Source organism: Curtobacterium sp. MCBD17_040, from assembly GCF_003234805.2.
Classification (GTDB): Bacteria; Actinomycetota; Actinomycetes; order Actinomycetales; family Microbacteriaceae; genus Curtobacterium.
In genome coordinates, this window is record NZ_CP126273.1 from 2845658 (window position 1) to 2857989 (window position 12332).

General features: G+C 67.7%; 9 protein-coding genes. 4 read left to right on the forward strand and 5 right to left on the reverse strand.

Annotated features, from left to right (window positions below):
• Nucleotides 1–2: 2 nt before the first annotated feature.
• Together DEI94_RS13290 and DEI94_RS13295 are read right to left on the reverse strand one after the other, a co-directional pair.
• Entirely contained in the window at nucleotides 3–1331 is a 1329-nt protein-coding gene (locus DEI94_RS13290) for an extracellular solute-binding protein (protein ID WP_111027572.1), read from the reverse strand.
• An 86-nt stretch (nucleotides 1332–1417) separates the two neighbouring features.
• Nucleotides 1418–2455, reverse strand: a complete 1038-nt coding sequence (locus DEI94_RS13295; protein ID WP_111011385.1) for an NAD(P)-dependent alcohol dehydrogenase — start codon at nucleotides 2453–2455, stop codon at nucleotides 1418–1420.
• Nucleotides 2456–2786: 331 nt separating this feature from the next.
• Here DEI94_RS13295 and DEI94_RS13300 point away from each other — a divergent pair, with 331 nt between their 5' ends.
• The 3 genes from DEI94_RS13300 to DEI94_RS13310 are packed head-to-tail and all read left to right on the forward strand — an operon-like array spanning nucleotide 2787 to nucleotide 7053.
• Entirely contained in the window at nucleotides 2787–3833 is a 1047-nt protein-coding gene (locus DEI94_RS13300) for a LacI family DNA-binding transcriptional regulator (RefSeq protein WP_111027573.1), read from the forward strand.
• 54 nt (nucleotides 3834–3887) lie between these two features.
• Nucleotides 3888–5978, forward strand: coding sequence for a hypothetical protein (locus tag DEI94_RS13305; protein ID WP_111027574.1), 2091 nt, complete (start codon nucleotides 3888–3890; stop codon nucleotides 5976–5978).
• Nucleotides 5971–7053 carry a class I mannose-6-phosphate isomerase gene (locus DEI94_RS13310; RefSeq protein ID WP_111027575.1) on the forward strand — a complete coding sequence of 361 codons (1083 nt, stop codon included), beginning with the start codon at nucleotides 5971–5973 and terminating at the stop codon, nucleotides 7051–7053. Before DEI94_RS13305 ends, DEI94_RS13310 begins: the two co-directional genes overlap by 8 nt.
• A 31-nt stretch (nucleotides 7054–7084) precedes the next feature.
• Here the strand turns inward: DEI94_RS13310 and DEI94_RS13315 are convergent, their stop codons facing one another.
• Nucleotides 7085–7570, reverse strand: coding sequence for an FAD-dependent oxidoreductase (locus tag DEI94_RS13315; protein ID WP_220038815.1), 486 nt, complete (start codon nucleotides 7568–7570; stop codon nucleotides 7085–7087).
• A gap of 485 nt (nucleotides 7571–8055) precedes the next feature.
• Between DEI94_RS13315 and DEI94_RS13320 the strand changes: the two genes are divergently transcribed.
• Nucleotides 8056–8310 (forward strand): hypothetical protein, encoded by a 255-nt coding sequence (locus tag DEI94_RS13320; protein WP_111027578.1) that lies wholly within the window; start codon nucleotides 8056–8058, stop codon nucleotides 8308–8310.
• A 790-nt stretch (nucleotides 8311–9100) separates the two neighbouring features.
• On the opposite strand, the gene DEI94_RS13325 is transcribed toward DEI94_RS13320, so the two are convergent.
• Together DEI94_RS13325 and DEI94_RS13330 are read right to left on the reverse strand one after the other, a co-directional pair.
• Entirely contained in the window at nucleotides 9101–11671 is a 2571-nt protein-coding gene (locus tag DEI94_RS13325) for an RCC1 domain-containing protein (RefSeq protein WP_181441883.1), read from the reverse strand.
• A gap of 150 nt (nucleotides 11672–11821) precedes the next feature.
• Nucleotides 11822–12265 carry a GNAT family N-acetyltransferase gene (locus DEI94_RS13330; protein WP_146244964.1) on the reverse strand — a complete coding sequence of 148 codons (444 nt, stop codon included), beginning with the start codon at nucleotides 12263–12265 and terminating at the stop codon, nucleotides 11822–11824.
• Nucleotides 12266–12332 lie beyond the last annotated feature (67 nt).

The window sequence follows — 12332 nt, forward strand, 5'->3', positions numbered from 1 at the left end:
GCCTACTTGCCGATGGTCGTGTTCATGTGGTCGGAGAACTCCTTCGGCGTCTCCGACTGGTTGAAGAGCAGGTCGAGCTGGGTCCAGAACTCCGTCGAGGCGGCGGGGCTGAGCGCGAGGTCCCAGGACTGCTGGAAGTGCGGCGCGTCCGTGATCATCTGCTCCGCCTGCTTGGCGAAGTCGCCCTTGAGCTTCGACGACACCCCGGTGACCGGCGGGATCTGCCCCTGCCCGATCATCGTGTTCACGTACGAGTCGTTCCAGACGCTCTTGGTCACGTACTGCAGCGCGGCCTTCGTCTGGGCGGCGGACGCCTTGGACGACACCGACCAGTAGACCGAGGGGTTGCCCGCGATGTCCTCCGGGTCGCCCTTGCCGCCGGAGACCGCGGGGAACGGTGCGACCTCGAGCTTGCCGCTCTTGACGAAGTTCGGGTCGATCGACGAGATACCCGAGTAGGCCCAGGTGCCCTGGAGGAGGAAGCCCGCGCGGCCCGTCACCATGAGCGCGAGGTCGGCGTTCGTGTCGGCGGACACCGACGCGAACCCGTCCGCGAAGCCCCCGGCCTTGATGAGCTGCTGGATCATCGTCGTGGCCTGGATCACGGCGTGGTCGGACCAGGCGTTCGGCTTGTTGTCGAGGATCGCCTGGAACGGAGCAGGGCCGCCGATCCGGTCGACGAGGTACTCGATGTACATGAGGTACGGCCACTTGCTCTGACCACCGAGCGAGATCGGGGCCACCCCGGCCGCGCGGAGCTTCTTGACGTCCTTGAGCAGGTCGTCCCAGGTGGCCGGAGCCTCGCTGATGCCGGCCTTCTGCAGCACGTCCTTGTTCATGTACAGGACCACGGGCGCTGTGGAACTCGCAGGGATCGCGTAGGTCTTGCCGTTCACCTTGCCGGTGTCCGCGATCGAGGGGACGATCTTGTCGGTGAATGACGCGTCCGACTTGAGGTCGCTGCTGAGGTCCTTGACGAGCCCGGCCTTGACGTACGACTTGAGCGTGCCGCCGCCCCAGTTGTAGACGAGCGTGGGCGCCTGCGGCGAGTTGATCGCGGTGCGGATCTTGTCCTTGAAGTCGTTCGTGCCGAAGTACGAGTCGGTGATCTTCTGGTCGGGGTGCGCCTTGTTCCACGTCGCGATGGACGGTTGGATGTTCGGCTTGTCGGCGGTGGTGCTCCAGGCCGTGATGGCGCTGCTGGACGAGCCGCTGCCGCCGGCGCTGCACGCGGCGAGGGAGATCGCGACGGCTGCCGCGGCGACGGTGGCGGCGGTCCGGCGGATCAGTCGTCCGCGGGTGATCGGCCGCGACGATGCGGGGATCTTCATGGGGGTACTCCTCAGGAGTCTCGGGATGGTGTGTTGCGGGGACGTCCGGATGGACGGGCCGAGGCCACGAAACGGGCGACGGGAGATCAGGGGACGACGACGGCCTTGAGCGTGTCGGGGCGCGTCGCCGCGTCGAGCGCGGCCTCGACCTCGTCGAGGCCGAACCGACCGGTCACGAGTGCGTCCACGTCGACGAGCCCGGCTGCGATGAGCCGGATGGCGATCGGCCACGTGTTCGCGTACCGGAACACGCCGGTGACGACGAGCTCGCGGTTCTGGATGCGGGACACCGGGAGCCGGATCTCGTCGGCGCCCATGCCGACGAGGACGACACGACCCGCGGGCGCGACGGCGTGGATGCCGGCGCGGACGGCGGGTTCGGCGCCGGACGCGTCGATGAAGGCGTCGACCTCGTAGTCGGCGGTGGCGACGTCGACGACCATCGGGTCGACGACCTCGGTCGCGCCGAAGCGGAGTGCGACCTCCCGGCGTTCGGCCACCGGGTCGCTGACGATGATCCGCGTCGCGCCGAACGCGCGGGCGACCTGCGCGGCGATGACACCGATCGGCCCGGCCCCGGCGATGAACACCGAGCTCCCGGGCGTGGTCTGCGCCTTCTGGTTGGCCCAGATGCCGACGCTGAGCGGCTCGCAGAGCGCCGCGGCCTCGATCGACATCGTGTCCGGGATCGGATGGGCGTAATCGGTCTGGATGGCGGCGTACTCCGCGAACGCGCCGTCGATCGGCGGCGTCGCGTAGAACTCCATCGAGGTGCAGAGGTTGTAGCGGCCGTGCTTGCACTGGTCGCAGTGTCGGCAGGCGCGCTGCGGCTCGATCGACACGCGCTCACCCACGCGGTCCGGCGAGACCGCGGCCCCGACGGCGACGATCGTGCCCGCCGACTCGTGGCCGAGGATCATCGGCTGCTCGACGACGAACGAGCCGATGCGGCCCTCGTGGAAGTAGTGGACATCCGAGCCGCAGACGCCGACGGCGGCGATCCGGACCAGGACCTGGTCGGGATCGAGTCGGGGCACCGGCACGGTGTCGACACGGACGTCGCCCGGGGCGTGCAGGACGCTCGCCCGCATGTGCTCCGCGACGGAGGCGGATGGTGCAGTCATGTGGACCTCTCCGGCCGCGCCATCGCGGCTCCTCGGACCCTCACAGCATCGATGCTGAGTGGTAACGGTTCCAACAATGCGCACGCGCGCCGAGGGTTGTCAACTCCTCTGGCCAAGAAATATGGCGGAATTGGGCCTCCGAGCCCGCCACCATTGACAGCGCCAGCGCGTTCCTCCTACTGTTCGATGTGGAAACGGTTCCACTTTCTGTTGCCTGCCCGAGGAGGGACGCGATGCCACGCAACGCCGCTGCCCCCGCTCGGGACGTCGTCCCTGTCGCTCTGCGCTATGCAGGGCACGCGGCGAGCGCCGCGTCAGGGAGGAGCGACGGATGACCGACAGCACGCAACGCCCCAAGCGGGGCCAGGTCACGATGCGCGAGGTCGCCGAGGCGGCCGGCGTCGGCATGGGCACGGTGTCGCGGGTCTTCTCGAACGTCGGAGCGGTCGCCCCGGCCACGCGCCAGCGGGTGGAGGCGGCGGCCAAGGACCTGCATTACCGTCCGAGCGCGCTCGGTCGCGACCTGAAACGACGGACGACGAACAACATCGGCCTCATCGTCACCGACATCTCGAACAACTTCTACGGGGAGTTCGCCCAGGGGGTCCTCGCGAGCGCCAAGGAGCTCGGACGCCACGTGATCCTCTGCGCCAGCGGCGAGGACCCGGCGACCGAGCGGGAGTACATCGACCTGCTCGTCGAGCAACGCGTCGACGGGATCATCGCCTTCCCCACGGGGAGCAACCTCGACGCGTGGGAGACCGCGCGGGCGATCGGCATCAACGTCCTGTTCGCCGACCGGACCATGGCCGACCTCGACGTGCCGTCCATCCTGGCGGACAACCTCGGCGGCGCCCGTCGGCTGACCGAGTACCTCCTCGCCCTCGGGCACGAGCGGATCGGGTACCTCGGTGGGCCCTCCCAGCTCACGACGGGCAGCCAGCGCGAGGCGGGGTACCGGCTCGCGCACGAGCGGGCCGGCGTCCCCGTGATCGACGACCTCGTCGTCCGCACCCGGTTCACCCGGGACACCGCCTACGCGAGCGCGATCCGCCTCCTCGACTCGGCGGTCCCGCCGACCGCGCTGCTCGCCTCGAACAACATCCTCGGCGAGGCCGTGCTGGCCGCGGTCCGCGACCGTGGTCTCCGCGTCCCCGAGGACCTGTCGTTGGTCATGTTCGACGACGTGCCGTGGGCGCGTCTCGTCGACCCGGCGATCACCGTCGCGGCACAGCCGGCCTGGGGCATGGGCCAGTCGGCGGCGCGGATGGTGCTCACACTCGACGACGACACGCGGTCCCAGGTGGTCCCGGTCGACGTGGTCATCCGGCGCAGCGCCGCTGCCCGGTTCATGGACACTCCCGTCATCGGGAGCTGATCGACGGGTCGGACCCGTCACGTGCCCACGGCGCCGTGGGAGGAAGAGCGACACATGGAACGCGGTATCTACTTCGACGGCTGGTACCCGAACGAGCACTGCTACCACCCGAGCATGCCCCCGCGGCGGCTCACGATGGCGGACGACGTCGTCGAGATGGGTGGGACGATGCTCGTCTGGGCCGGCCTCGGCGGCGGCGTGATCAGCCTCCCGTACCTGGAGGACGAGGCGTTCGGACCGATCCCGCAGCGGTACCGCCAGCACGGGTACGTCAACGAGTCGGAGTTCATCGCGTACACCAAGGAGCGCGGCGTCGACCTGTTCGGCATCGTGTTCGAGGCGCAGGCGTGGGAGTTCCCCGCCGAGGTCGAGGACGGTCGCGTGCTGGCCCAGAACCAGCTGCGGGACGTCGGCACGCGGACGACGATGGGCCTCCGCGAGTTCTCGACGGACACCGGACCGGCCGACTGGAAGCCGTTCCGCCACTACTTCCCGGAGGGCCTCGTCAACAGCGACGGCGACCAGGTCACCGACCTGTGGGAGGAGGTCGTGTCCCGCGACCTCGAGGGCCGCCCCCTGCACGCACACTGGGTCGAGGTCGACGGCAAGGGCCAGTCCTGCTACCTCGCCGACCGGAACAACCCGGTCTGGCGCGAGTACCTCAAGGCGGTCATCCGCATCCAGATCGACGCCGGGGCACCCGGGGTCCAGCTCGACGAGACCGACGTGCCGCTGCTCGCCCTGCGCTACGGCGGGTGCTTCTGCAAGGACTGCGTCAAGGGGTTCCGGGCCTACCTGCAGACCCTCGACACGCCGCCGGTGGAGCTCACCGGCGTCGACCTCGCCACGTTCGACTACCGGCAGTGGCTGCTCGACCAGGGGTACCGGACGGGGACCGCCCCGCAGACGTACCCGCTCTACGCCGAGTACTGCCGCTTCCTGCAGATCGCGATCACGGACACGTTCCACGAGGTCGCCTCGTACGTGAAGGAGTATGCGGCGTCGCAGGGCAAGCAGGTCCGCGTCGCCGGCAACTTCTACGACTGCGCGCCGTTCTACGAGGCGATGGTCGACGACGTCGACGTACTCGTGACCGAGATGCGCGAGACGAAGTACCAGCAGCCGTGGTACTTCCGGCACGGCGTCGGCATGAGCCGCGGACGCCCGCTCGTCGCCGTCGAGAACCCGTACGGCGGCATCACCGAGGACCTGCTCCGCCGCATCCAGCGGGGTCGCGCCCACGACCTGTTCCGCCTGTCGATCTTCGAGGCGAACGCGATGGGCGCGAACATGTCGCTCCCGTACGGCTCGTGGCTCGGGACCGAGGTGAAGGACTCCTACTGGGTGCCGAAGGACCTGGCCGTCGAGACGGGTCAGGTGCTCGTCGGGCTCGACGCCGTCACGTCGAACGTCTCCGCGCACAGCACCGCGGTCGTGTACTCCGTCCCCAGTGTCATGCGGGCGATGATGGACTCGGACATGTTCAGCGACGACGGCCGCTGGTTCGAGCCCGTCGAGGCGGTCGACGCACGCGCCTCGTCGTACTGGGAGACCATCGAGTGCCTCAGCCGGTCCGGCCGCACCTTCGACGCGATCGTCCTGCCGGACGAAGGCCTCCGCCACGACGACACGGCGGCAGCGACCTTCGCGCCGTACGCGACCGTCGTCGTGCCGGACGCGTGGAACATCAGCGCCCGGCAGCACGAGGCACTCCTCGGCTACCTGGACCAGGGTGGACGCGTCGTGGTCAACGGCGCGTACGGCACCGAGTTGCCGGCGGCCGACCGGGAGGCCCTGCTCGCCCACGCCGGGACGACCCACGTCGACGACGTGCGTGCGATCCCCGCGCTGGTAGCGCAGGACGTCCTCGGCGAGTTCGATGAATCGATGGCCGTCAACATCCACCAGCTGCCCGACGACACCCTCGCCGTCCACGTCGTCAACTTCGACTACCGCGAGGCCGACGACGCGGTCCAGCGCCGGCTCGACTTCGAGATCGGCGTCCGCACGGACCGTGCGATCACGACCGCGACCGTCCACCGGCCGGGCCTCGCCCCCGAGACCGCGCCCGTGCACCTCGCCGACGGCGTCGCGCGTGTGACCATCCCGACCCTCGACCTCTACGCGGTGGTGCACCTTGCCTGACCGACCCGAGCCGCACGACGCAGCGGACGACGCTGCACGAGCCGACTGGTCTGCTGCCCCCATCCGCCTCGCCGCGAACCAGCCGCCCGCTCGCCCGTACCGGGGCGGCGCCGGCATCGCGCGGTTCCGCGGCCTCCCCGAGTCCGAGGTGGACCCGTACACACCCGAGGACTTCGTGGCCTCGGTCACGACCGTGCACGGGTCCGACCACGTGGGCCTCACCGAACTCGCGCCGGGACTGATGCTCCGCGACGCCGTCCGGGCCGACCCCCAGGGGTTCCTCGGCCCGGAGCACGTCGCCCGGTTCGGTGCCGAGACGATGCTCCTCGTGAAGCTGCTCGACACGGCGGAGCGCCTGTTCGTGCACTTCCACCCGGACGACGACCACGCCCGCACCCACCTCGGCGAGCCCCGCGGCAAGACCGAGGCGTGGATCGTGCTCGCGGTGGCGGACGGCGTCGACGGCTACGCGTCCCTTGGGTTCACCCGCGAGGTCTCCGAGGCCGACGCCGCAGCCTGGTTCACGGAGCAGGACGCCGGCGCGATGCTCGCCGCGATGCACCGCGTGCCGCTGCAGCCCGGGTCCGTGTTGCTCGTGCCTGCGGGGGTGCCGCACGCGATCGGCCCCGGCATCACGCTCGTGGAGCTGCAGCAGCCGGCGGACCTGTCGATCCTGCTCGAGTACGACGGCTACCCGGGACTGGACGCGTCCACGGCGCTCATGGGGAACGACCTGCACGAATCGCTCCAGGCACTCGACCGGCGCGCGTGGACCGCGGAGGACGTCGCCCGGCTGGTCGGCGACCCCGCCGCACCGGACGACACCACCGCCTCCGTGTTCCCGCCCGCCGCGGACCCGTTCTTCCGCGCCGAACGGATCCGCACGACGGAACCCGTGCGCCTGCCGGCGACGTTCGCGGTCGTCGTGGTCGTCGGCGGCAGCGGGACGATGGGGTCCGGGTCGGGCACGCTCCCGCTCGCCGCGGGTGACACGGTGCTCGTGCCGTTCGCCGTGGGCGACGTCGAGCTCTCCCCCGGGCTCGACGTCATCCGGGCGCTCCCGCCGCGGCCGTGAGTCCGGGCACCGATGGGGGCGCCGTGACGCTTCACCGCGACTGCGTCACGTCGTCACCGACCGGGTCGCCGCCAGCGAACAGCGATGCCAGTGCGTGGGGAGCCCCGGTGCCGAACACCAGATCCACCGTCTCACGTGCGGCGACGGCCTCGGCTTCGCTGCGCTCGAACATGACGGCCTCGTACGAGGCCAGCGCTGCCTCCAGATCGTCCGGCTGTGCGGCGATGGCCTCGCCGAGCTCCGCCCCGTCGAGCATGGCGATGTTCGCGCCCTCGCCACCGGGCACCGTGACGTGCGCGGCGTCACCGAGGAGTGTCACGCCCGGGACCCGGACCCAACGGTGCCGGTCGGGGAGCTCGTGGATGCTGCGGAGGACGGGCGCCGTGTCGCTGTCCGTGACGAGCGCGGTGAGTTCCGGTGCCCATCCATCGAACTCGGCAGCGATGCGGGCGCGAGTGACGTCGGCGTCGGCGAAGTCGATGCCGTCGAACCATGCCAGCGGGTGGGACAAGATCACGTAGGTGTGGATGACGTCCCCGGCCTCCCGGTGTGCGAGGAAGCCCGTTCCGGGCTCGAGTGCGTAGAGGGCGCTTCGTCAGGAACGAGACGTTCCTGTTCGAGTGACGTTGCGGCGACCCAGCTTGGGTCGTACTTGTTGCTGTCTGACGCACGGCAGCTCGGGGACGCCCCCGCCGACGTCGAGCGCCGCGGCGAGTGGACCCGTCTCGCTGCGGAGGTGGACACCTTCCGGGCTCGGTACCCCGTGGACGCGGCCGAGACCCAGGCGATCCCCGCAGCCTTCCGTGAGCAGAAGATCGGCAGCTCGCCGCCCGGGTCACGGCTACGGGGAAGGCCGCGAAGCTGACGACGCGGCCACCGGCCACGGTAGAGGACCGGCAGCGCGAGGCCCAGCGGGCCTCGCAGGCAGCCGCTGACGTTCGCGCCGCAAAGCAGGGCATGACGACTGCCGCGAGCCCGCGGGTCACACAGGGAGGAGCCGCGATGAGCGACGCAGGGGAAGAGGCGTTCGGTCACGTCGGCCGGGCGATCGGTCGTGTGGCGAAGGCGGCCACCAACGAGGTCACGAAGGCGGCCGACCGGACGCGTGCCGAGCGGGAGCGCGACACGATACGCGCCGCCGGTGTCGACCCGGACGCCGGCGTGTCTCCTGAGGCGAAGGAGCGCGCAGCCGGGCAGCGCGAGCAGCAGCAGGACGACCGTGGCCGCGATCGCGGCGATGAGGGCCGCGAGCGGTGACACCGGGCCGTACGGCATTCAGATGGTGCGAAACGGTGCCGCGCTGGCCCGCTTGTGGCCCCAGCCGTGCTCACCGACCGACATCGGCGGCTGCGCGTTGCACAATGACCTGCAGGAACGGCAGGTAGGAGCTTTTGGTCGGATCTACAAGGCCTCTTTCGGAATCGTCGGGCGCTCGGATCGAACCGCAAAATACGCTAACCGAGCCTCCGCCGCTGCTTTGGCGCCTCGTAGTGGTCGCCACAGCAAGTGGCTCTATGCTACGTGCATGAACCAGGAACCGGGCTGGTACGACGATCCGGACCCGTGGTATGTGCGGTACTGGGACGGGTCAGCCTGGGCGGGTCGCAGACCAAGGTATCCGGCGGACTTTCAGGCGGAGTCTTCCGCGCACCAGTCGGTCCCAGTCCCTCACGCTGCCACCAAGGCAACTTGGGCACTCGCAGTCTCCGCACTCTTTGCGCTGAACGATGTCGCCGTTCTCCCGATTGGTTATTCGCCGCTGAGCGACACGAACTGGGCTTTGATTTCAGCTATAGCAGTCCCAGTAGGAACAATTGCCGCGTTACTCCTGCTCATTCTATATGTCCGCGGGCTACGGCTAGAGTGGGCGAATGGGCTTGCAATATGCATCGGTCTAGTCATGGTGCTATCTTTCCCGATTGGAATGCTCGTCACAAGCGGATTGCATTCCTTTGGAGTGACCGGTCCGTGACGCCTAACAATTAGTGAGGGTGTGCCCGGCATTTTGATGCCGCGCACACCCTCACTAATATGTTATTCTATGCAGTTATGAGGCGTACCTACAAGTGTAAGACGCGTCTTCCGGTGACAGCGAGACCGTCGGCGGCGCTCCGCGATTGACCCATGCCCCGGTATTCTCGTCGATCTGATACCAGTCTCCGTCCGTCGCGACAAAGTCCAGGAAGTCCACCCGAGTACCCGCCATGTCGGGCGCAGCGAGGGATCCCGAGTTTCCGTCCGTGAGATCCTCGGGGGCCCCCCAGGCGGTCATCAGGGTCCCCTGATGGGCGGTGATGGTGCCGATGCTGCGATCCATGCTGAGGCTCGTGATGCCGTCGAGAGTGGTGTCGGCGCTCGCATCGTTGTCGGCCGCGTCCCAGAGGTCGTCGTCGAAGGACCAGATAGTGTCCCCGGTGAGTCCCCAGGCGTAGCCCGCGCTCTGAGCGACCTGGTCAAACTTCACGCCGCCCGTGTCGTACTGCTGCCAGGTGTAGTGGTAGTAGTGGCCGTCGTTCGGCGGATTATCGGGGTCGTTCACCCGACGCCAGACGTTGCCGTCACTGTCCAGACCGATGATGGCGCCTTGGTCTATCGCGACCTGCGTGAAGTTGATGCCGGAACTGATCGGCGTCGGGCTCTGAATGTAGGACGGGTCGGCGCTATACGATCTGTTGACGAAGTCTGGATTGCGACCCCACACCTGAATGTCGCCGCTACCGGCGATCCCGACCGCGGTACTGCCATCAAGATCGAAACTTCTCCACGTTCCCGGGATCGTCTCGGGCCCGTTGCCATTCGTCCAGGTGATCAACGAACCGTCCCCATTCAGGACGTACCCGGTCTGCTGTGCGTGCAGCGCGGGGTCATTCACCCCGTGGATCTTATAAGGGTTCACGAAATCGTTGACCGTACAGGAGCTGCTGCCGTTCGCATAGGCCCCGAGGAGTGATGCGTTGCCCGAGCCCCACAACTTGCCGCTTTTGGTGAGGCCGAACTGGCCGGCGACCGTAACCCACTCGTCCGTAGAACGATTCACCTGGGCGGAGATGACTTGCGCGCACACTGTCGGGTTGGTGCTCGGCGGGTCACCCTTGAGAATCACGATGGGTAGGTCGTAAATGCCGGCAAGCAGGCAGTAGAGGTGGGTGGCAGTGCTGTGGAAGAGGTTTGTCCAGGTGGTGGCACCATTCCAGCTCACCCACGCTTCGTGAGAGGGCATCGTGAATTGCCAACCGCTGATTCGTGTCAGGCCCGTCGCGTACATGTCCAAAGCTGCCTTGTAGGTGATGGAACCAACCTCCTTCAAGTGGGGGCAGAACGGATCGTTAGCTACATGGTTGATGAGAACCCGGGCATAACCGTTACTGAAGTCAGTGTCCTTTGCGAACGTGATACCAGTGATGGGTGCCTGTCGCTGGGCGAGAACTGAGCCGTCGTCGGTGCTGAGGATGCGGGTGTAGCCGGTGTCTGCCCCGGTGTCGACGGTCTGATCGTTCCAGTCAACGTTGACGACGGCTTCGGTGCGGTAGGGGTGGTCGTCAGAGGCGGCGGGCTGCTGAAAGCCCCGGCCGTCGCCCTTGAACGTCTCGGCCGCCGCACTCGCGAGGGCGACAAGTGGCGCTTCGTGTAAGTCGAGCACGTTGTACTCGGCGATACAGCCGTCAGCGATGGTTTGGTCGCTGGCGTCGCCGCCGTCCGCAATTGTGGTCCAGGGGATGAACGTCCGATAGTTCACCGCGGTCGACGCGACCGTCGCCGGCACCGCGGCCGTTGCTGCAAGCCGTCCAGCCCTCAGCGACTGCGTGACCGGCGCTGCCGGCGTCTTCACGGAGAGATTCTGGGTCGTCGAAAACGCTGGCGCCGTCGCCCCGGTCGTGGTGCTGTCGAAATCATCGGCAGGAGCCGGCGTTGGGGTGTCGGTCGGAGCCGGCGTCGCCGTGTCGGTCGGAGCCGGCGTTGGGGTGTCGGTCGGAGCCGGCGTCGCCGTGTCGGTCGGAGCCGGCGTCGGGGCTGGGGTGTCGCTGGGTGATGGGGACGATCCGTTGTCGGCAGCATCGGCGTCGAGTGCTTGGTTGAGATCGGCCTTCCACTTGTCGAGGTCAAAAACAGTTGCCTGCGTCTCCTTCGACGGCGACGTGGCAATCATCTGAAGCGCGTAGGACGTGCCGGGCGTGAGTCCCGTGGCGACGAACGAACCGGTCGGCTGTGTTCCGAGGGAGTCGCCGTCGACAAGAAGCTGGAACTGGTCGGCATCGGCCTGCGCCTTCCATGCCACGGAAACGGTGGTCGGAGTCGCAGCGACGATGGTCTGGACGGACTTGTCGCCCGAGGTGGGAGGAGTCCCCGATTCGGTCACATCCAAGCCGGAGTAGATCGTCTCATCGAAGGGATCGCCGCCGACCGTTGTTCCGGTAACAACGCGGGCGTCATCGGTGGACCCCGAGTCGGACGAAACCGTGAGCGGGTTTCCGTCTGTGTCGACGAAGGTCCCTGGGTGATCGATGTCGACCTTCACCGCTGGGTGCAGGTCATCTGCATGCGCGGCTGTGGTCGCAGAAAGTGAACCGGCTACCAGCAGCAGGGTTAGCGCGCCCTTGAGCGCATTGATACGTCGCACAGGTCCCCCCAAGGTGATGAATCCTTGGAACCTAGCGGTTGGCTTCTCCGCCCTGATACCCCCCAAACGAGGTGTAGCGTGAGCGCCGATAATATAAATTATGTCAGTTCGAGACGCTGTACCAGGAACCCCGGCGCGAGGTCTTAGGGATCAAGCGTGCAGCGTGAAGAACGGCACGATCGATCGGTCACCGTCTGCGCGGTTGTACCGCATCCAGCCGGTCCGCTCATAGAAGCCCGCTGCATCTCCGTGCACCCAGAGGTCTTGGCCGCTGTAGCGCTCGACCATGAGTTCGACGGCGCGGCGACCAATTCCCTGGCCCTGCCGATGAGCGGCTACTTCAAATCGCGCTAGCTCCATTGGATGCACGAGGCGTCCCAGGCCGACATGAGCTGCTTGTGGTGCATGCGGCAGCAGCATCGCCCTGGCAACCTCCTCACCGCTATCGAAAAACGACAGCGCATCCGCCTCGTCCCGACCGCTTTCGCGCCAAGTACGAATCCACCAGCCGTCGTTGAAGCCCGGCAGCCTCGGCTCGAACGGTGAAGCCCACGCCGATGTCGGCGGAAGCTGTTGCAGGATCAAGCCGGGCATGGCGCCATCGTAGGGACCCACCTGGCGCATACGCGCTAGTGACCTGTCCCGGATTTCCCGGACGCTC

Bases quoted from the DNA above. Each gene is read 5' to 3' on its own strand.
- DEI94_RS13290 (WP_111027572.1), bottom strand. From the start codon at position 1,331: ATGAAGATCCCCGCATCGTCGCGGCCGATCACCCGCGGACGACTGATC.
- DEI94_RS13320 (WP_111027578.1), top strand. From the start codon at position 8,056: ATGAGCGACGCAGGGGAAGAGGCGTTCGGTCACGTCGGCCGGGCGATC.
- DEI94_RS13295 (WP_111011385.1), bottom strand. From the start codon at position 2,455: ATGACTGCACCATCCGCCTCCGTCGCGGAGCACATGCGGGCGAGCGTC.
- DEI94_RS13305 (WP_111027574.1), top strand. From the start codon at position 3,888: ATGGAACGCGGTATCTACTTCGACGGCTGGTACCCGAACGAGCACTGC.
- DEI94_RS13300 (WP_111027573.1), top strand. From the start codon at position 2,787: ATGACCGACAGCACGCAACGCCCCAAGCGGGGCCAGGTCACGATGCGC.
- DEI94_RS13330 (WP_146244964.1), bottom strand. From the start codon at position 12,265: ATGCCCGGCTTGATCCTGCAACAGCTTCCGCCGACATCGGCGTGGGCT.